This window comes from Bacillus cereus group sp. BceL291 (assembly GCF_051776705.1).
GTDB classification, from domain to species: Bacteria; Bacillota; Bacilli; order Bacillales; family Bacillaceae_G; genus Bacillus_A; species Bacillus_A cereus.
Map to the genome: position 1 here is coordinate 125,102 of NZ_JBPWAP010000005.1, position 20,900 is coordinate 146,001.

Sequence of the window (20,900 nt, forward strand, 5' to 3'; positions counted from 1 at the left end):
AAACTGTAAAAATCATAAGGGGAGTATTGAAGTTTCACTTTATACATCCCCTATCTTTCGGATACACTAAATAATATAAGGTTTTAAAGGAGGTATTTTTGCTTGGAAGAAATCATACAAGAACATATTGATAAGTTGTTATTATTTATGAGAGAAGAAGCGTATAAACCGCTAACGATACAAGAGTTAGAAGAGGCATTTGGGATTGAAGGTTCTGAGGGCTTTAAAGATTTCGTAAAGGCACTTGTAACGATGGAAGAAAAGGGACTTGTTATTCGTACTCGTAGCAACCGTTACGGTCTTCCTGAAAAGATGAATTTAGTAAGAGGTAAGTTAATTGGACATGCACGTGGTTTTGCATTCGTTGTACCAGACGAGAAGAAAACGGGAGACGATGATCTTTTCATCCCGCCTACAGAATTAAACGGTGCACTTCATGGCGATACAGTATTAGCACGCCTTAGTTCTCAATCGAGCGGTTCGCGTCAAGAAGGTTCAATTGTACGCATTTTAGAGCGTGGAACGAAAGAACTAGTTGGTACATATACAGAATCGAAAAACTTTGGATTCGTTATACCTGACAATAAGCGCTGGACGAGTGATATCTTTATCTTGAAAAGCGCATCGATGGGTGCTGTAGAAGGTCATAAAGTAGTTGTGAAAATTACGAGCTATCCAGAGAATCGTTTAAGTGCAGAAGGTGAAGTTATTCAAATTCTAGGTCATAAAAATGATCCAGGAGTAGATATTTTATCTGTCATTCATAAACATCATTTACCTTTAGCATTCCCTGAGGAAGTGATGGAGCATGCAAACAGTGTACCAGAAACGATTTCAGAAGAAGATTTAAAAGATCGCCGCGACCTGCGCGATCAAATGATCGTAACGATTGATGGTGCAGATGCGAAAGACTTAGATGATGCTGTTACAGTAACGAAGCTTGAGAACGGTAACTACAAGCTAGGCGTTCACATTGCGGATGTAAGTCATTACGTTCAAGAAGGCTCTCCAATTGATGTTGAAGCAGCGGAAAGAGCGACGAGTGTATATCTTGTTGACCGTGTAATCCCGATGATTCCGCATCGTCTATCTAACGGTATTTGTTCATTAAATCCGAAAGTAGACCGTCTGACGTTATCTTGTGAAATGGAAATCAACAACTTAGGTGATGTTGTTAAACACGAGATTTTCCAAAGTGTGATTAAAACGACAGAGCGTATGACGTATGCTGACGTAAGAAGCATTTTAGAAGATGAGGACGAAGAGTTAATTAAGCGTTATGAGCCGCTCGTACCGATGTTTAAAGAGATGGGTCAATTGGCACAAATTTTACGTGAAAAACGTATGCGCCGTGGTGCAATTGACTTTGACTTTAAAGAAGCGAAAGTATTAGTGGATGAAGAAGGAAAACCGACTGATGTTGTTATGCGTGATCGTTCTGTTTCAGAGAAGTTAATTGAAGAATTTATGCTTGTTGCGAATGAAACAGTAGCAGAGCACTTCCACTGGATGAACGTACCGTTTATGTACCGTGTCCATGAAGATCCGAAAGAAGATAAGCTTGAGCGTTTCTTCGAGTTTGTAACGAACTTCGGATATGCGGTAAAAGGACGTGCGAATGAAGTGCACCCTCGTGCGCTGCAACAAATTCTTGAAATGGTTCAAGGACAGCCAGAAGAAGTAGTTATTTCAACAGTTATGCTTCGTTCTATGAAGCAAGCTCGTTACGATGCGGATAGTTTAGGACATTTCGGTTTATCAACTGAGTTCTACACACACTTCACATCACCAATTCGTCGTTACCCAGATACAATCGTTCATAGATTAATTCGTGAATACATTATTAATGGTAAAGTCGACAATGAAACGCAAGCAAAATGGCGTGAAAAATTACCTGAGATTGCAGAGCACTCTTCTAATATGGAACGCCGTGCTGTTGAAGCAGAGCGTGAAACAGATGAGATGAAAAAAGCAGAGTATATGGTTGATAAGATCGGTGAAGAGTATGACGGTATGATTAGTTCTGTAACAAACTTCGGTTTATTCGTAGAGCTTCCAAATACAATTGAAGGTCTTGTACACGTTAGCTACTTAACGGATGATTACTACCGTTATGACGAGCAACATTTCGCTATGATCGGAGAACGTACAGGAAACGTATTCCGCATCGGTGATGAAATTACAATTCGCGTTATTAACGTAAACAAAGACGAGCGTGCAATCGACTTTGAAATCGTTGGCATGAAAGGCACACCTCGCCGTAAGTTCAAAGATCGTCCAGTCGTTATCGAACAGCCAAGAACAGGCAGAAAGAAACGCGGTGGACGTAGCGAGCGCAGTAATGAGCGCGGCGGTGAACGTGGCACAGGTAGAAAATTTGACCGTGGTGGCAAAGGAAAAGGAAGAGGATCTGCATCTGCATCCGCTTCTGCTAGCCAGCCAGGAAAAAAAGATGGTAACGGTAAGAAGAAAAAAGCATTCTTCGAAAACGTACCAGGATTCAAGAAGAAAAAGAAAAAGCGTAAGTAAGAAAAGAGTGGCTTCGCTTTGATGAAAAGCGGGGCCGTTTTCTTTTTTCTTCGTGGCTTGAGAGCGAGCCACTTTCGCTTTTTGTTGGAATCCAGCTACAGTGGCTAGAATGTTCGGCGGCTTCACTTCTTCCCGAGAGGCAAAGAGCGCCTCAAGGTCAGAAGCTCCATCCACCTCACATTCTGAGCGAGCCACTTTCGCTTTTAATGGAATCCAGCTACAGTGGCTAGAATCTGTTGGCCATTTCACTCCCTCGGCCGAAGCAAAAAGCGCTTCTCTGTCGGGAGTTCCAATGTCCAAAGATTCTGAGCGAGCCACTTTCGCTTTTTATTAACATTTGTTACAATAGTAAAAATAGAGGAGGGACGTTATATGCCAAAGGGTACAGGTAAGGTTATTGCACAGAATAAAAAAGCATTTCATGATTATTTCATCGAAGAAACATACGAAGCAGGGCTTGTCCTTCAAGGAACGGAAATTAAGTCGATTCGCGCTGGACGCGTAAACTTGAAAGATGCGTTTGCACGTGTACATAATGGTGAAGTCTGGGTTCATAATATGCACATTAATACGTACGAACAAGGGAATCGTTTCAACCATGATCCACTTCGTACGAGAAAATTACTTCTGCATAAAAAAGAAATTGATAAACTAGCGGGCGCTGCGAAAGAAACAGGTTACGCATTAGTTCCACTTAGAATTTATTTAAAAAATGGATTTGCAAAGATGGCACTTGGTTTAGCAAAAGGTAAGAAGCAATACGATAAACGTCACGATTTAAAAGAGAAAGAAGCTAAACGTGAAATTGCACGCGCGTTCCGTGATCGCCAAAAGATGTAATACAGATATTTACATTTGTAAAACGACGCGCGTATGTTATAATAACTTATGTAAGGTTGTTGCACATTGAAAAACAGCTCTTAGTAGCTATCACGATATTTTCTTCGTATGCTCCATTTTTATCATGGGGACGTTACGGATTCGACAGGGATAGTTCGAGCTTAGGTTGCGAGTCGAGGGGATCGGCCTCGTTAAAACGTCAAAGCCTATAATTGGCAAACAAAACAATCTTTCTTTAGCTGCTTAATTGCACTAAAGGTTCCTCCCTCCATCGTCCATGTGGTAGGGTAAGGGACTCAAACTAAGTGGACTACGCCGGAGTTCGCCGTCTGAGGACAAAGGAAGAGAATAACCAGACTAGCAACTTGGAAGCCTGTCGATAGGCCGAAGAGTTCGCGAAATGCTAATATATCGACTACACTCGTAGAAGCTTAAGTGCCGATATTTTTGGACGTGGGTTCGACTCCCACCGTCTCCACCAATACATATTTGGTGGTTTTTTATTTTGTATAATATGAACCATAATTTTGCCAGGTTGGTGAGGTTATGGTTCTTTTTGTTTGTGGTTTTATAGAATGCTGAAGTTGATGGGACGGTATCCCTGAAAGAGAGAATAAAAAATGGTTATTGATGATAAGCGGGTAGATACTATAGCAGATTGTAAACGCTCAATTGTTAAGTAGTTATTATTTTTTTACTTTATTCGAATCTCCATATGTTTTGTGTTTTTATCCATACCTATTGTAAGATTATATAGAGTTCTCCTAATAAACTGTTTTAATGGATTATTTAGGGGTTTTAAATTTATAAATCTTAAATTGTTTTTTCGGGATAATTTTTTATCTAAATAATTTATATTGAAGTAGAGGTGAACCATCGGTGAAGCAGGTGTTGGTGATTAAAAATGAACGGTCTTCAGCAAAGAAAATCGTAAGCGGTTTAACGCAAGAGGGCCATTTCATTTTAAAACTTCACAATGAAAACCAAGGTTTAAATATAGCATATGAGCAAGATTGGGATATTATCATATTGGATTGGGATTCATTAAGTATATCGGGACCAGAAATTTGTAGACAAATACGACTTGTTAAAACGACACCAATCATTATTGTGACCAACAATATTTCTAGCGAGGATTGCATAGCAGGGTTACAAGCAGGAGCAGATGATTATATTAGAAAACCATTTGTGAAGGAAGAATTAGTAGCGAGAGTTCAAGCTATTTTAAGAAGAAGTGACTATAACCAGCAAAATGAGACAAACTTTTTTCAGTTTAAAGATCTCTTTGTTGATGCATCTAGCAATATTGTGAAAAAAGGTGGCAAAAATCTCTCGCTTACGAAGCGCGAGTATGATTTACTTGTATTTTTAATTAAGAATAAAAATACGATATTAAGCCGTGAAATGCTTTTGAATCAAGTTTGGGGATATGACGTAGTAGTAAATCCGAATGTAGTAGACTTATATATTGGGTATGTAAGAAAAAAGCTAAAGTGCGAGAAGAAAGATAGATATATTCAAACGATACATGGCAGAGGCTATTCAATGGTTGAATGATAAAAATAAGATAATAAAGTAGTTTCTGTGAAATATTAGCTATTACTGCGCGTATTTTGTAAGGGAAGGTCTCTGTCCCGTATTCGTTGAGAAAGTATTTAATGAAGGTTAATCAACAGTCCTGACCGCACATATTACTTTTTATGCTTGATTTTATGAATTCATACGATTCACAAGATTTTCACAGAATTAATGACTATACTAATTAACAGGATGTTCAAATGAAAATGATTATCAATAGCGATTCAATTGAATAAAAGTTACTTTCTAATTCAATCTATGGATGTCATCATTTTCGAAATAAATCACACTATAAGGAGTATACATATGAAAAAATCTATGCTTTTAAAATTAGTGAGTATTCTAGCAATTTTTACTTTAATGTTAGTGGCTTGCTCAGATTCAAGTAAAGAAACTTCGAAGGCTAATAATAAAGATAATGGTAGTGATAAGCAAAAAACGGTTGAAATCACTGATGCTCATGGAACTGTTAAAGTACCTGTAAACCCAAAGAATGTAGTTGCTTTGGATAACAGAACTTTTGAAACTTTATCTGATTGGGGAATTAAATTAGCGGCTGCTCCAAAGGATATCATGCCTGCTGATTCAGCATATAAAAAGGATGAAAAAGTTCAAAATATTGGGAATCACCGTGAACCAAATCTAGAAATTATTGCAGCGGCAAACCCTGACCTTGTAATCGTTGGTCAAAGATTTGCTGATCATTATGAAGAAATCAAAAAATTAGTGCCAAATGCAGCTGTTATTGATCTTAATTTTGATGTTTCTGAGAAGGCTACTAAGCCTGGAGAAAACTTAGTAAAAGGACTTAAAGATTCTACAACTACTTTAGGTAAAATCTTTGCTAAAGATAAAGAAGCTAAACAATTAGTAGCTGATTTCGATAAATCTATTGAAAAGGCAAAATCTGCTTATAACGGAAAAGATAAAGTTATGAGTGTTATCGTTACTGGTGGAAATATTGGCTTTGCTGCGCCGCACTCTGGTCGCGTTTGGGGACCTATGTATGAAATTTTCGGTTGGACTCCAGCATTAGAAGTTTCGAATTCTACTGCAGGTCATAAAGGTGATGATGTTTCTGTTGAAGCTATCGCACAAACAAATCCTGATTGGCTTTTCGTATTAGATCGTGATGCTGCAACATCTGATGCAGCTAAGTCAACACCTGCTAAGGATGTTATTTCTAAATCACCAGCTCTTCAAAACACAACTGCTGTTTCTAAACAACAAGTTGTTTATGCACCAGAAGATACTTACACAAATGAATCAATTCAAACTTATATAGAGTTATTTGGAAATCTTGCAAAAACTTTAGCTAAGTAGTGTAAAGGGGTACGAAACAGTGTCAAAAAATATGATTTCTAGGGTTGAGAATATTTCTCAACCCCAGTTTTATAATCACAATAAAATATGGACAAAACCTTTTATAATAGCGGTTATAGTTGTTATAATTTTAGGGATTATATCACTGTTTACTGGAGTTTATGATATACGTGGACAAGAGGACGGAATGGAGATGTTTTTCATCACTCGTGTTCCGAGAACAGTTGCATTAATGCTTACTGGAGCTGCAATGGCGATGGCAGGACTCGTAATGCAATTAATTACACAGAATCGTTTTGTTGAACCTACTACAACGGGGACGATTGAATGGTCAGGCTTAGGCCTGCTTTTTGTGTATTTATTATTTCCTGCCCCGACTTTAGTTCAAAGAATGACTGGTGCAATCATTTTTTCTTTTATAGGAACTATGATTTTCTTTCTATTTTTAAGAAGAGTTAAGCTTCGTTCGTCTTTAATTGTTCCGATTATCGGATTGATGCTTGGAGCAGTAATTTCTGCAGTGTCCACTTTTTTAGGACTCCTTTTTCAAAAGACGCAAAGTATTGAAACTTGGTTTGTAGGTTCATTTGCTAACATTCAGGTGGGAAGATATGAATATTTATGGCTGATTGTTATCATTACTTTTCTTATTTTTATGTATGCTAATAGATTGACTTTAGCTGGACTAGGAGAAGATGTCGCAACAAGTCTTGGAGTTAATTACAATAGAATTGTTCTTTTTGGGACTGCTCTGATCTCTGTTGCAGTTGGAATTGTTGCAGCTGTTATTGGACACTTACCTTTCTTAGGATTAATTGTGCCAAATATCGTTTCAATGTTTAGAGGTGATGATCTTAGGAGTAATTTACCTTGGGTTTGTGTGATCGGAATGGGATCAATAACTGCCTGTGACATCATTTCTCGAACAATTATACAGCCTTTTGAATTACCTGTTTCTTTAATACTTGCAACAGTGGGAGCAGTCGTGTTTATTACTATTTTATTGAGACAAAGAAAACCAAGGAGGCTACGATGATCACATTAGAATATAGAAAAAAAGAAAATGTCGAAATCGATTCTAGCCTTCATAATGAAAGTAGATCAGCTAGCGCTTTTCGGTCTAAGAAGGAAGCAAGACGTTATTGGATTTTACTCATAACATTGATTGCTTTAGGTCTTCTTTCTTCATATGGACTTTTAGTTTATAACAATCCAGTTCCGATAGATTCACCTTCTTTTATCCCAGTCGTTAAGAGAAGGATAGTAGCTATTGTTGCAATGATTATTGCTGCGGTTTGCCATAGCTTGTCGACAGTTGCTTTCCAATCTATTACGAATAATAAAATTATTACTCCTTCACTTTTAGGTTTCGAATCACTTTATTCAGCAATTCAAACGAGTACAGTATTCTTCTTTGGTGCTAGTGCGTTAATAAATTTTAATGGAATTGGATCATTTTTATTCCAAGTTGTTGTTATGGTCTTCATGAGTTTGATACTTTATGGATGGTTACTTTCCGGTAAATACGGGAATTTACAACTTATGCTTTTAGTTGGAATTATTATTGGTACCGGGCTAAATTCTGTGTCAACTTTCATGAGAAAACTACTTGCGCCTTCAGAATTTGATATTTTACAAGCAAGATTATTTGGTTCTGTTAATCATGCAGATCCTGCATATTTTCCTATTGTAATTCCGATGATCATAATTGTAGCAGTATTAATTTTTGCTCATTCTAAGAATTTGAATGTTTTGTCACTAGGAAAGGATGTTGCTACTTCTTTTGGAGTTAAATATCAACCTAGTGTAATTTATACACTTGTATTAGTTGCTATTCTGATGTCCATTTCAACCGCTCTAATTGGGCCACTTACTTTCTACGGCTTTTTAGTAGCAACTTTGAGTTATCAGGCAGCGGCAACTTATGATCATAGATATATTTTTCCGATGGCTTTTGCTATAGGATTTTTAATAATGACGAGCGCATACTTTTTAATGTATCATGTATTCCATGCTCAAGGTGTAGTTTCAGTTATTATTGAATTATTTGGTGGAATCATATTCTTAACTATAGTTTTAAGGAAGAGGGCTTTATGATAAAAATTGATAATGTTAAAAAGTTCTATACTGATAAGGTAAAAATAGGACCTTTGGATATTGAAATACCAAAAGCAGGCTTTACTTCTTTAATTGGACCAAATGGTGCTGGAAAGTCAACGACACTTTTGATGATTGGCAGACTTTTAGATATGGATGAAGGCCAAATTCAGGTAGCAAATATGGATGTTTCTGAATCTAAATCGAAAGACTTAGCAAAAGTTTTGACTATATTGCGACAAGAAAATCATTTTGTAACTAGGCTTACAGTTAGACAATTAGTTGGATTTGGGCGCTTTCCTTATTCAAAGGGAAGATTGACTAAAGAAGATGAGGTTATCATTTCTAAATATATCGATTTCTTAGATTTAACTAGTTTAGAGAATAGATATTTAGATGAGCTTTCTGGTGGTCAAAGACAAAGGGCATATGTAGCGATGGTATTGTGCCAAGAGACGGAATATGTACTTTTGGACGAACCTCTGAACAACCTTGATGTTGCTCGTTCTGTTCAAATGATGGAGCATTTAAGACGTGCAGCTAATGAATTTGGAAGAACAATTTTGACTGTTATGCATGACATAAATTTTGCAGCTAAATACTCGGATAAAATTTGTGCTATGAAAGATGGACAAATTGCTGCTTTTGGAACAGTAGAAGAGGTTATGGACTCAACACTTTTGACAGATATTTTTGAAACAAAAATAGAAATTATTAATGGTCCTTATGGGCCAATCGCAGTTTATTAGTTATAAAATGTGAAAAAATACCGTAGCTTGTGTAGATTATGCAAGCTACTCTAGTTGAAGTTGCTGTCTGTATTTTATAGGCAGCAGCTTTTTTATGTGACTACTCATAAAATGCAAAAGAATGCTTCACCTTTTCAAGTATGTACTAAACGAAAAAAATATCCCTGTATAACTTTTTAAAAGAATTCAGCTTGTTTTTTGATATGTAATATTGCATATCAGAGTGTATTGATAAAAGTGTAAGGGGTCACTATAATGAGGGCATAAAGATAAATCACATTTTCGTAGCAATAAAAAGGAGGAAATAATATGGAAATCGCAATGACAGTTTTAAAATTTGTAGGTGGCGTAATCCCGTTAATTCAAGAACTTTTAAAAGCATTTATGTAAGTTTATTAGTTAGCTATCATTTATCGATCATTATCATATTTTACTAAAAAAGAACGGGGTGATTTTTCTGAATATTAAGAAAAACACTAAAAGAAGAAAGTTCCTTGCATGTTTATTAGTTAGTTTATGCACTATTAATTATTCATCTATTTCCTTCGCAGAAACACAAGCAAGTAATGCAACTGATGTAACCAAAAATGCTAGTGGCATTGATACTGGTATAGCAAATCTTAAATATAATAATCAAGAGGTTTTAGCTGTAAATGGTGATAAAGTAGAAAGTTTTGTTCCGAAAGAAAGTATCAATTCAAATGGTAAATTTGTAGTAGTGGAACGCGAGAAAAAATCACTTACAACGTCACCAGTCGATATTTCAATTATTGATTCTGTAGTGAATCGCACGTATCCAGGAGCTGTACAACTTGCAAATAAAGCTTTTGCAGACAATCAACCAAGTTTATTAGTGGCTAAGAGAAAGCCTTTGAATATTAGTATAGACTTACCGGGCATGAGAAAAGAAAATACAATCACTGTCCAAAATCCGACATATGGTAATGTAGCTGGAGCAGTAGACGATTTAGTATCTACTTGGAATGAAAAGTATTCTACAACACATACGTTACCTGCAAGAATGCAGTATACGGAATCTATGGTTTATAGTAAATCACAAATAGCAAGTGCTCTTAATGTTAACGCTAAATATCTTGATAACAGTCTAAACATTGATTTTAATGCGGTTGCAAATGGAGAGAAAAAAGTGATGGTAGCGGCGTATAAGCAAATATTTTATACGGTAAGTGCTGAACTACCTAACAATCCATCCGACCTTTTTGATAATAGCGTTACTTTTGACGAGTTAACTCGAAAAGGCGTAAGTAATTCGGCTCCACCTGTTATGGTTTCAAATGTAGCTTATGGTAGAACGATTTATGTAAAATTAGAAACAACATCTAAGAGCAAAGATGTACAAGCTGCTTTTAAAGCCTTACTTAAGAATAACAGCGTTGAAACAAGTGGACAGTATAAAGATATTTTTGAAGAAAGTACCTTTACTGCTGTAGTATTAGGCGGAGATGCGAAAGAGCATAACAAGGTTGTTACTAAAGATTTCAATGAAATCCGAAATATCATTAAAGATAATGCTGAATTAAGTCTTAAAAATCCAGCATACCCAATTTCATATACAAGCACTTTCTTAAAAGATAATTCAACTGCTGCTGTTCATAACAATACAGATTATATTGAGACGACAACTACAGAATATTCAAGTGCTAAAATGACACTTGATCATTACGGTGCTTACGTTGCTCAATTTGATGTATCTTGGGATGAATTCACATTTGACCAAAAGGGTAACGAAGTACTAACACATAAAACGTGGGATGGTAGCGGAAAAGACAAAACGGCTCATTACTCTACAGTTATCCCACTCCCACCAAATTCAAAAAATATAAAAATTGTAGCAAGAGAATGTACAGGTCTTGCATGGGAATGGTGGAGAACAATTATTAATGAACAAAATGTTCCATTAACAAATGAAATAAAAGTTTCAATTGGAGGAACAACATTATACCCAACAGCTAGTATTAGTCATTAAGTATAAAACAAGCGCCCTATAAGTAGGGCGCTTTTTACTTGGTCACAAATTTTATTTTGTATCGGTATGTTTTTAAGTTTTGTAAATCATCAACTATAAGGTGGGAATATTGTGCAGACGAAAAGCTACATGTTTTTCGTCTTTTTGTTCTCTTGCTTAATAAGAAAGATCCTGTAACTCAGTACAGGATCTTTAATCAAACGTTTTTAAAAGCTAAATTGTGGTTTCATATCACCTTTATAAGGTTCATGTTCAACGAATATAGTTATATCCTTACCAGCTTGGTCTTTACCAGTTCTCTTATACGTAAATTTATTCTTATTTAGTTCAGTAAGTTCAAGAGCAGCACCGTATTTGTTATTTCCAATTGAAACATGGGCTCTTATTTTATTTTCGTGTACAACATCGAAGTAGCCATAATCACCGCGGCTTTGACCTGTTTCGCTATTGAAGAACTCATATTTATTAGATTTGTCATCAAATTTTGCTAGACTTATAAAATTCGAATTAAACTGTGTTACATCGTTACCAGTTTCGTCTAATACCTTTGTTCCGTGCCAAAGGGTACCGCCTAAAATTTTATCTCCATCAACGTTTTTAACAATATCTCCTGTAGTCGTGTTCAGCTGCTTGTCCGGATCAGTGAAAGAAAGTTCTTTTTCTTTATATGGAACATGTTCAACGAAAACTTCTACATCTTTACCGTTAGCGTCTTTCCCTATTCGTTTATAAGTAAATACATTTTTATTTAGTTTTGTCATGTCAACGACAGCTTGATACTTCATTGATTCTGAAATTAATATTCTCTTTTTCCCATCATTTGTGATAAAGAAAGTTCCTTTATCGCCACGACTTGCACCTGTTTTAGCATCAAAAAATTCATATCTGCCGGACTTCGCATCATATTTTGCAAGACCAATGAAGTTTGCATTCTCTTTTGTTAAGTCATTCTTATCTTTGTCATACACTCGTGTACCTTGCCAATTTGTCTCGCTAAGAATATTAGCCATTTTTTGCCCTTTAGTTAATTTATTTTCCTTTTTTGTTTCTTTAGCAACTTGTTCTTGCTTTTGTTTCCCATGATTTTCTTCAGCTTTAGTACCAGCACACCCTGTTAATGCTAATGTGAATCCGAGCAGTACGGATGATAGTGCTTTTGTTTTTTTGTTCATGTTTTATCGTCTCCTTATTTTATGATTTCAAGTAGTACGGTTAGCGATTATAGTAGCAGTGCGTCATATATAAACTTAATTGCTACGTTTCTTATGTTAATCCCCGACTATAAACTGCCTCTAAATAAAACATTAAAAAAAGATAAACTAATTCCTAAATTTTTTTCATACTTATAAAAAGGTCTTTTACATGGGGGGAATGTAAATTTCTTATTTTGAAAATGGCGTAATCACATTGGGGTATACACATTATGCTTACATTGCGATTTTAGATGTGATGTTATACTGTGTATAAGATTTTATGTGTGTATGTTGTGTCGGTTTTTGTCGGTAAGTTGATATATTTCGAAAATCGCTGATATATTTGGAGTTGCGCCGATATATTTCGAAAATCGCCGATATATTTGGAGTTGTGCTGATATATTTGAAAAATCGCTGATATATTTTGGAGGGGGATAAAAATGATTGTGAAAGAGCGGAAAATGCCCGTATATTTGCTGCAATTAGAAGCTTTACTTAGAAGATTGCCTGCTCATCATCCAAAAAGGAATGTGGTGGTTGAAAGTCTAGCGAAATTTATGGCCGGCTATAAAGGAGAGCAGGCGATTGAGTATCCGCTGAGTTTTCTATCCGAAGCAGAATACCATATTTTACATGATATTAGGTTATTTGATCAAAAACATTATTTCCAAATTGATACCCTCATAGTTTCATCTTATTTTCTTCTTTTTTTTGAAATAAAAAATATTATTGGTACATTAATTTTTGATACAAAGTTCAATCAACTTATTCGAATAGTAGATGGTAATACGGAAGAAGGATTCCCAGATCCGCTTTTACAACTGAAACGGCAAGAGATGCAACTGAGAAAATGGCTGAATCTACATGATTTACATAATATTCCGATTGAAGCCCTCGTTGTAATTAGTTCCCCTCGTACAATTATTAAAACTTCAGATGAAATACTGTCTAGTAAAATTATCCACAGTGCAAATTTACCTAATAGAATAAAACAGATTAAAAATCAATATAAAGAAAAAGTGATTGATAATATAAATGGACTTATAGGCCAGATTATGAATGAGCACATTCCGCAACGTCAAAATGTTCTTGCGCAATATAAAATTAAAAAAGAGGAATTGCTAAAGGGTGTACAGTGTGAGGAATGTTTTACAATGGCAATGTTAAAAGAAAGACAGGGATGGCGTTGTTCAAATTGCAATAGTATGTCTAAACATGCTCATTTACGTGCTGTACAAGATTACACACTTCTGTTTAGTGTGATAACTACTAATAGCGAATTGAGGGAATTTCTTAATATGGAATCTAGTTCTGCGGTTAAAAGACTCCTCCAAACAATGAACATCACCTTCACTGGCAATAACAAAGGACGAATATATGATTTAACTTCTTTCCAATCGTAATTTTGCTATAATAAATAAGTACTTATACGAAGGGGAGTCTAAAGAGAGTATGAAGTCATTTAATATCGATCATGTTATAGCTAGTGTTTTGCAATGGATATTAAATATAGCCTTAATTATATTATCCATTGTGTTATCAATTTTCTTAGTGAATGAGACAATTACGTTCGTGCAGTATATTTTTTCGGCAAAAGAGTATACGTCTTATAAATTGGTTGAAAGTATCATCGTCTATTTCTTATACTTCGAGTTCATTGCATTAATTATTAAGTATTTTAAATCGAACTATCATTTCCCGTTACGTTATTTTATTTATATCGGAATTACGGCCTTAATTCGATTAATTATTGTGTCTCATGAGGAACCGATGGAGACGTTATTATACGCAGGAGCAATTCTTGTTTTAGTTATTGCTTTATACATATCAAATATGAGAGATTTGAGAAAAGAGTAGTAGTGCAGACATAAGTCAGCACTACTTTTTTACATCTTGACCTTCAAGTTGCTTGAAAGTTTACAATGAAATTAGGGCGTTTGAAATCGAAAAAAATTGAGAAATTAAGTGAAGAGGTTTCTTTTACTTGGAGGTTATAGGAATGAATCAGGAATTGAAGTTACGTCCATTAGAACGAGAAGATTTAAAGTTTGTACACGAACTGAATAATAATGCGCATATTATGTCGTATTGGTTTGAAGAGCCGTATGAGGCATTTGTGGAGCTGCAAGACTTATATGATAAACATATACATGATCAAAGCGAACGCCGATTTATCGTTGAGAAAGACAATGAAATGGTTGGATTAGTTGAGTTAGTAGAAATCGATTATATTCACCGTAGAACAGAATTCCAAATCATTATTGATCCGAATTATCAAGGATATGGTTATGCAGTGGATGCGACGCGTTTAGCAATGGATTACGCTTTTTCCGTACTAAATATGCATAAGATTTATTTAGTTGTGGATAAGGAAAATGAAAAGGCAGTACATGTTTATAAAAAAGTTGGGTTTATGGTAGAAGGTGAGCTTATCGATGAGTTTTTCGTTGATGGTAACTATCATAATGCAATAAGAATGTGTATGTTTCAGAAGCAATATTTTGAAAACAAGTAGTTGAAAGATTCGGAAGTAATGTTGACGCTTCGTAAAACCGTATGCTAAAATCCTTTTTAAGTATTAAGGAAGGTGCATAATATGCTTTATATAAAATTTGTAAAACTCATTAGAAAACTTTGCTCCGCACAAATGTATACGGTGAAGCGTTGTACGGAGCTTAATCAAGGGGTATAAATCCCCTATATTCATCGGCTGAATAACTTTTCTAAAAAAGTATAGTGTATCTATGCTTATTTCGTTATGGTTTTTCAGCTGGTGTATAAAATAGATTAAGGGGCCATAGACAATGCTTTGTCTATGGCCCTTTGTGTATATTATTCCGATGAGTCTTTACTATAAATTGGAGTAGTATAGGAAAAACCACGAAGCAGAGGGCTAGTGTCGAATGACGCTATCTCTCTGCTTTTTTTAATTTCAGGAAAAGAGGAATAAAAATGAGTTTACTTAAAGTGGAAAGTTTATCACATAGTTTTATAGATAAAGTATTATACGAAAATGCTTCTTTTGATTTGCATAAAGGGGAGCATATGGGAATTGTTGGACAGAATGGTGCAGGAAAAAGCACATTAATGAAAATATTGGTGGGGGAAATTATTCCTGATAAGGGAGACATAAAGTGGCAACCTAATATTCAAATTGGACATCTTGATCAATACGCAGAAATTGATGAGGGTTATACCATTTCACAATATTTAAAGAGAGCCTTTTATGATTTGTATGAAATGGAAAAGAGAATGAACAAGTTATATGAAGAAAGTGTGATGACTGGAGATGAAAATCAACTATTGAAAGCGGCAGAAATTCAAGGACTGCTCGAGGCTCGTGATTTTTATTCAGTAGATAGTATTACGAATAAGGTGGCAGCCGGTTTAGGTATTGATGTGATTGGGATGAATCGTGTGATTGGTGAATTAAGCGGAGGGCAGCGTGCAAAGGTAATTTTAGCGAAGCTCTTATTAGAAGAGCCTAATATTTTATTGCTAGATGAACCGACGAATTTTCTCGATAAGGAGCATGTGGAGTGGCTTGCTAATTATTTAATGAATTTTGAAGGAGCGTTTATTGTCGTATCACATGATTTTGATTTTCTGGAAAAGGTAACTTCTTGCATATGTGATGTAGAGTTCGGAACAGTTAAGAAGTATTACGGCAAATACTCAGATTTTGTAAGACAAAAGGAGCATTTGCGAAAAGATTATATTCGCCAATATTATGCACAGCAAAAGAAAATTGAAAAAACGGAAGAGTATATTCGTAGAAATATTGCTGGGGTAAATTCAAAAATAGCGCAAGGTCGTAGAAAACAATTACAGCGTATGGAAAGAATTGCGCCACCAAGTTTTACTCATAAACCGTCTATTCATTTTCAGGAACTTCCCATTTCAGTTCAGACAGTTCTTGAAGTAAATAATCTTGAAGTTGGTTACGACTTCGCTCTCTTACCAAAGTTGAATTTTTCAGTAATGGGTGGGCAAAAACTTGTCATTACAGGTTTCAATGGAGTAGGGAAATCTACTTTATTAAAAACAATCGTTGGAAATATTGCTAGTATTTCTGGAGAGTTTCACTTTTCAGAGCAAATAAAGATTGGATATTATGAGCAAGATTTAAATTGGAGCAATGATTCTTTAACGCCGCTTCAAATTATTTCAGAACAGTTTCCTAAACTGAATATGAAGGAAATACGCCATCATTTAGCTGCGTGTGGAGTGAAGGATACGCACGTTTCGCAAGAAATTCGTACGTTAAGTGGTGGTGAACAATCGAAGGTGAAACTGTGTGGATTATTACTATCACCTTGTAACTTCTTAATTTTAGATGAGCCGACAAATCATTTGGATGCAGAAGCGAAGGAAGCTTTGCAAAAGGCGTTAATTAAGTTTAAGGGCAGCATTATACTCGTATCTCACGAAGCAAGTTTTTATCTTGATTGGGCAGATAGCATCTTTCATATAGAGACGGGATTAGTTAAGGGGGTGTGAAACATATGAGTGAAAACAATTGGAAAACGAAAATTATATTATTTTTGACCGCTCAAACTATTTCGTTGTTCGGTTCCTCTCTCGTGCAATACGCGATTATATGGTATATCACCCTTACAACATCATCAGGAGCGATGTTGACTATTTCAACTGTTTGCGGTTTTCTACCACAAATTGCGATATCTTTGTTTGCAGGTGTTTGGATTGATCGTTATGACCGTAAAAAGATGATTATGTTATCGGATGGAATTATAGCGATTGCGACGTTAGTCTTAGCAATTTTATTTTTAACAGGATATAAAAGTATTTGGTTACTTTTTATTGTGTTACTCATTCGTTCAGCTGGAACAGGAGTACAAACGCCAGCTGTGAATGCATTAATTCCGCAAATCGTTCCGAAAGAGTATCTTATGAAAGTAAATGGAATAAATAGCAGTATTACATCTTTAATTATGTTTCTTTCTCCAGCAGCAAGTGCTGCGATTCTTTCTATTGCCAGCATTGAAACAACATTTTTTATTGATGTTATTACAGCTATGATTGGAATTAGTATTATGTTTGTCATTCATGTGGAAGGACATGTGAATGTAGAAAGTAAGCAAAAATCTAATCTACAAGGAATTAAAGAAGGGTTCACTTATTTAAAAGAAAATGTATTTATTAAAAGGCTAATCGTTTTATTGATTATCGTCATGATTTTAATAAGTCCAGCTGCTTTTTTAACACCTTTAATGGTAACTCGTTCTTTCGGGGCCGAAATGTGGAGACTTACTGCTAGTGAGATGACCTTTAGTGCGGGTGCGGCAGCTGGTGGCGTATTGATTGCAGCGTGGGGTGGTTTTCGTAATCGTATGCATACAACAGCGCTAGCTTGTGCATTATATGGACTGCTTATGATTGGACTCGGAATAGCACCGATATTTATTATGTATTTAGTCTTTAATTTTTTAATTGGTATAACAATGCCGTGCTTCAATACACCAGTTACTGTGTTATTGCAGGAGAAAGTAGAACCATCAATGCACGGACGGATGTTTAGCCTTGTACAAATTGCGAATTCATGCGCGCTTCCTTTAGGAATGATAATATTTGGTCCGTTGTCGGATATGTTTAGTGTAGAGATTTTGTTAATTTATGCTGGGATATTCGTGCTATTTTGCGCAATGTATATTGTATTAAGCAAGAGGTTTGAAGTGTAAATATTTATAATTTAGAAGGTTTGCGAAGTGATTTAAGATGCTTTGCAAACCTTTTTGTTGTTTGTTTAGTCAATAATTATTTATCGTTTAACAATAAATAATTATTGACTGTTAATTCTTTTTTAGATAATATGATGGTAAGAATCTAAGGAGAATTACATAAGTAGAGGAGAATGTGAAATGAAAAATAAATACGTAGTAGCTATTTCTTTCATGATTTTAGCGATTATTTCTTTAACGATACATGCTTCAAACAGTAAGGTAGGAGCGGATGGATTCCTTGAAGAACCTTTCTTTTTCTTAGTACCGATAAGTTATATATTGTTCCTTAGTGGTATTGGTGTATTACTATTTGGATTTATTACTTCAAAGCTGAAAAAGGGTAATAAATAGGAGCTACCAATAGGGACAAAATACTCACTATGAAATAGAAACATACCATATGGAAGAAAAAGTATAAGTGAGATGAATCATGATGAACCATCATTTTTATAATGGAAGACAAGTAGGAGCAGCTATTACGCTGGCTGGGGCACAGGGGACAATTCATGCTGTGAATCAAGCTATTCAAATGCAGCAACAAGCATATTTTGCACAAATGATGCAAAGTCAGTATATGCCCTATTCACAACTTCCGATGCAAATTGTACATTACGATGTACATCCAGCTGGTTTATTTTCCATTCCATATGGCGGGACATACTTCTTATGAAAGAAAGCGACTCAATAGAGTCGCTTTTTTTATATTCCGCCTAGCTTCATTCCAAGGAAGGCAAAGGCGATACCAATTATGTAAGTAGCACTTAAATATAAAAGGAAGATGTATAGCTTTTTACGATTGAGAAGCTGAACAGATTCTAATTTAAGCGTAGAAAATGTAGTGAATGCGCCCATAAATCCAGTACCTAATAATAGTTGCCAGCCTGTAGTGACTCCGTTGCCGATTATATATCCAAGTAAAAATGCTCCTGTTATATTAATAAGGAATGTAGCAATTGGAAATTGTGTTTTATTTCTTTTCTTAAACCAATTGCTAATTGCAAATCGTGTAATCGCACCGAAAAATCCTCCTGTTGCGACTAATAAAGCTTCTATCATGAGTAATCACCTTCTGTAAGAGATTTCTTAATTAAGAAATCTCCAAGTGTATAGCCAAGGCCAGACATAATGAGGCCACCAAGTATGCTGCATGATACATATAAGAAGGCTATGCTCCACTCAGAATGATTGATCAATTGCACAGTTTCTACACTAAATGTTGAAAAAGTCGTAAAGGAACCGATGAATCCAGTTCCGATGCCTGTGATAACCTCTGAAGGTAAGATGTTTAGCCGAGCGATATAAGTAGTTAGCCACGCTAAGAAAAAGCAACCGATTAAGTTAATGAGTAATGTTGCCAATGGAAATGAATGATGCCAAAATGTGTTGATATTAAGACCTAAATAATAACGAGAAAGAGCTCCTAATATACCAGCAATGCCAACGATAATATAAATCAATTTTCTCACCTCTTTAAATAGCTTGCTCAAAAAAATAGACTCCTACCAGTATCCATACTGGTAGGAGTCATTAGCTAAGCAGCGTTTATGGCGAACTCCATCGCCTATGATTATTACATATAGTGTACTAAATATACCGTTTAATTTCCAGTGAGGAGGAGGGTGTAACTTTTCTTTTTTTGATGTCTGAAGGCTTTTTAAGTAATTAAAATGGGATCGATTACTTATCAACTAAATATAGTGATATACGGTTTTAATTATGATAAAATGTTTCTTATGTGTGTCGTTTTGTTTTATTTGACTGAAAATAAAGAAAAATAAATTTGCGTGAAAAGGAGTCATTTATTTGAAGAAATTTTTAAAAATCGTATTTACATGTGTTTTAGTAGTAGCGGGCATTGTAGGAGGATTTCTAGCTTATATGACACTTACTAAAGAACAGCCTGCTGATGTTATAAGCTTGAAGGTAGAGAATAATAAGGAGCGCGTATTAGCGACTGGAAATGAGTTTAAAGTTACAACATTTAATATTGGATATGCTGGGTTAGATAAGGATCAAGATTTCTTTATGGATGGTGGAAAGGGATCTGGTTCAAGTAGTAAAGAGCAAACGGAAACTAATTTAAAGAATATGCTTTCGTTTTTACAAAATGAGAATAGTGATTTTGCGCTATTACAAGAAGTTGATATAAAGTCACTTCGTTCATTTGATGTAAATGAACATGAATTTTTGAAAAAAGGATTACCTGATTATGTTTCGTCATTTGGCAAGAACTACGATACGAAATGGGTTCCAGTGCCAATAACAAATCCAATGGGATATGCGGAGGCTGGATTAAGTACGTTTTCTAAATACACTGTTCAAGAAGCGAAGAGGTTCCAGCTGCCTGGAATGGAGCCTTGGCCAAAGCGTTTGTTTGATTTAGATCGAGCAATTGTGGAATATAAAATTCCTGTTAATAATGGAAAACATGTTAGACTCGTAAATTTACATTTGTCTGCTTATGATGAAGGTGGGAAAATTAGAAAACAGCAAGTAGAGTATTTAAAAGAATATATGAACAAGCATTATGAAAATGGTGATTACGTAATAATGGGTGGAGATTGGAATCAATTGGTTTCGAACGCTCAATTAAGTGATCCGAAGTTCGTGAAAGAGCGTCCTGAGTGGTTAGTAGAGTTACCGAAGGACTTTACAGACGGTGGCTTTAAATGGGCTGTAGATCCGTCTGTTATGACTGTAAGAGATGATGTAAAGAAATATGTAGAAGGTGAAAATTTCGTCACTATTATTGATGGCTTTATCGTTTCACCGAATGTAGAGATTGTAAATGTACAAGGGAAAGATTTAAAGTTTGAAAATAGCGATCATAACCCAGTAAGTGCGGTATTTAAACTGAAGTAAT

19 protein-coding genes, 1 other RNA gene and 1 riboswitch are annotated in these 20,900 nt (G+C 35.4%); of the genes, 17 read left to right on the plus strand and 3 right to left on the minus strand.

All coding sequences use genetic code 11. The annotated features are described in order from the left end of the window. Positions 1-102 precede the first annotated feature (102 nt). From rnr to alo, 9 genes are all read left to right on the plus strand, one after another. Entirely contained in the window at positions 103-2,529 is a 2,427-nt protein-coding gene (gene rnr, locus ACS2CR_RS06450; RefSeq protein ID WP_000391096.1) for a ribonuclease R, read from the plus strand. 372 nt (positions 2,530-2,901) lie between these two features. Next, a complete protein-coding gene (gene smpB, locus ACS2CR_RS06455; protein WP_001123919.1) occupies positions 2,902-3,369 on the plus strand; it encodes an SsrA-binding protein in 468 nt (155 codons plus the stop codon). Positions 3,370-3,495: 126 nt separating this feature from the next. Continuing rightward, positions 3,496-3,850, plus strand: a transfer-messenger RNA (tmRNA) gene (gene ssrA, locus ACS2CR_RS06460). Positions 3,851-4,248: 398 nt separating this feature from the next. Further along, the gene (locus tag ACS2CR_RS06465) at positions 4,249-4,926 is read left to right on the plus strand and encodes a response regulator transcription factor (protein WP_000815809.1); all 678 of its coding nucleotides are present in this window, start codon (positions 4,249-4,251) and stop codon (positions 4,924-4,926) included. 327 nt (positions 4,927-5,253) lie between these two features. Continuing rightward, positions 5,254-6,270 carry a siderophore ABC transporter substrate-binding protein gene (locus ACS2CR_RS06470; RefSeq protein ID WP_153602636.1) on the plus strand — a complete coding sequence of 339 codons (1,017 nt, stop codon included), beginning with the start codon at positions 5,254-5,256 and terminating at the stop codon, positions 6,268-6,270. Positions 6,271-6,289: 19 nt separating this feature from the next. Further along, on the plus strand, positions 6,290-7,306 hold the full coding sequence (locus tag ACS2CR_RS06475) for an ABC transporter permease (protein ID WP_000042063.1): 1,017 nt from the start codon (positions 6,290-6,292) through the stop codon (positions 7,304-7,306). Next, the gene (locus ACS2CR_RS06480) at positions 7,303-8,367 is read left to right on the plus strand and encodes an iron chelate uptake ABC transporter family permease subunit (RefSeq protein WP_000631244.1); all 1,065 of its coding nucleotides are present in this window, start codon (positions 7,303-7,305) and stop codon (positions 8,365-8,367) included. Before ACS2CR_RS06475 ends, ACS2CR_RS06480 begins: the two co-directional genes overlap by 4 nt. Then, positions 8,364-9,116 (plus strand): iron ABC transporter ATP-binding protein, encoded by a 753-nt coding sequence (locus tag ACS2CR_RS06485; protein WP_000590071.1) that lies wholly within the window; start codon positions 8,364-8,366, stop codon positions 9,114-9,116. Before ACS2CR_RS06480 ends, ACS2CR_RS06485 begins: the two co-directional genes overlap by 4 nt. 448 nt (positions 9,117-9,564) lie before the next feature. Next, positions 9,565-11,103 (plus strand): anthrolysin O/cereolysin O family cholesterol-dependent cytolysin Alo, encoded by a 1,539-nt coding sequence (alo, locus tag ACS2CR_RS06490; RefSeq protein WP_000576729.1) that lies wholly within the window; start codon positions 9,565-9,567, stop codon positions 11,101-11,103. 206 nt (positions 11,104-11,309) lie between these two features. On the opposite strand, the gene ACS2CR_RS06495 is transcribed toward alo, so the two are convergent. Beyond that, positions 11,310-12,275: a DUF4822 domain-containing protein gene (locus ACS2CR_RS06495; protein ID WP_001036620.1), complete on the minus strand. Its 966-nt coding sequence runs from the start codon at positions 12,273-12,275 to the stop codon at positions 11,310-11,312. Between the two features lie 461 nt (positions 12,276-12,736). On the opposite strand from ACS2CR_RS06495, the gene ACS2CR_RS06500 reads away from it, so the two are divergent. The 7 genes from ACS2CR_RS06500 to ACS2CR_RS06530 all read left to right on the plus strand — a co-directional run bounded on the left by ACS2CR_RS06500 (position 12,737) and on the right by ACS2CR_RS06530 (position 18,707). Continuing rightward, complete coding sequence (locus ACS2CR_RS06500; RefSeq protein ID WP_000635745.1) at positions 12,737-13,699, plus strand: nuclease-related domain-containing protein; 963 nt, start codon at positions 12,737-12,739, stop codon at positions 13,697-13,699. Between the two features lie 49 nt (positions 13,700-13,748). Beyond that, a complete protein-coding gene (gene psiE, locus ACS2CR_RS06505) occupies positions 13,749-14,153 on the plus strand; it encodes a phosphate-starvation-inducible protein PsiE (RefSeq protein WP_000834708.1) in 405 nt (134 codons plus the stop codon). A gap of 142 nt (positions 14,154-14,295) precedes the next feature. After that, positions 14,296-14,811: a spermidine N1-acetyltransferase gene (gene speG, locus ACS2CR_RS06510; protein ID WP_001071092.1), complete on the plus strand. Its 516-nt coding sequence runs from the start codon at positions 14,296-14,298 to the stop codon at positions 14,809-14,811. Positions 14,812-15,248: 437 nt separating this feature from the next. Next, positions 15,249-16,796 carry an ABC-F family ATP-binding cassette domain-containing protein gene (locus ACS2CR_RS06515; protein WP_053514356.1) on the plus strand — a complete coding sequence of 516 codons (1,548 nt, stop codon included), beginning with the start codon at positions 15,249-15,251 and terminating at the stop codon, positions 16,794-16,796. 5 nt (positions 16,797-16,801) lie between these two features. Then, positions 16,802-17,995 carry an MFS transporter gene (locus tag ACS2CR_RS06520; RefSeq protein ID WP_053514357.1) on the plus strand — a complete coding sequence of 398 codons (1,194 nt, stop codon included), beginning with the start codon at positions 16,802-16,804 and terminating at the stop codon, positions 17,993-17,995. Positions 17,996-18,175: 180 nt separating this feature from the next. Continuing rightward, positions 18,176-18,388 (plus strand): DUF3955 domain-containing protein, encoded by a 213-nt coding sequence (locus tag ACS2CR_RS06525; RefSeq protein ID WP_053514358.1) that lies wholly within the window; start codon positions 18,176-18,178, stop codon positions 18,386-18,388. A 79-nt stretch (positions 18,389-18,467) separates the two neighbouring features. Further along, on the plus strand, positions 18,468-18,707 hold the full coding sequence (locus ACS2CR_RS06530) for a DUF3947 family protein (protein WP_000980932.1): 240 nt from the start codon (positions 18,468-18,470) through the stop codon (positions 18,705-18,707). A gap of 29 nt (positions 18,708-18,736) precedes the next feature. On the opposite strand, the gene crcB (ACS2CR_RS06535) is transcribed toward ACS2CR_RS06530, so the two are convergent. Both crcB (ACS2CR_RS06535) and crcB (ACS2CR_RS06540) read right to left on the minus strand, forming a co-directional pair. Beyond that, positions 18,737-19,093 (minus strand): fluoride efflux transporter CrcB, encoded by a 357-nt coding sequence (gene crcB, locus ACS2CR_RS06535; RefSeq protein ID WP_000568584.1) that lies wholly within the window; start codon positions 19,091-19,093, stop codon positions 18,737-18,739. Continuing rightward, a complete protein-coding gene (gene crcB / locus ACS2CR_RS06540; RefSeq protein ID WP_000639312.1) occupies positions 19,090-19,494 on the minus strand; it encodes a fluoride efflux transporter CrcB in 405 nt (134 codons plus the stop codon). The genes crcB (ACS2CR_RS06535) and crcB (ACS2CR_RS06540) overlap by 4 nt, the downstream gene beginning before the upstream one ends. Positions 19,495-19,548: 54 nt before the next feature. Continuing rightward, positions 19,549-19,608: riboswitch (Fluoride riboswitch) on the minus strand. Between the two features lie 232 nt (positions 19,609-19,840). Between crcB (ACS2CR_RS06540) and ACS2CR_RS06545 the strand changes: the two genes are divergently transcribed. Continuing rightward, complete coding sequence (locus ACS2CR_RS06545) at positions 19,841-20,899, plus strand: endonuclease/exonuclease/phosphatase family protein (RefSeq protein WP_000714051.1); 1,059 nt, start codon at positions 19,841-19,843, stop codon at positions 20,897-20,899. The last annotated feature ends 1 nt before the right edge of the window (position 20,900 follow it).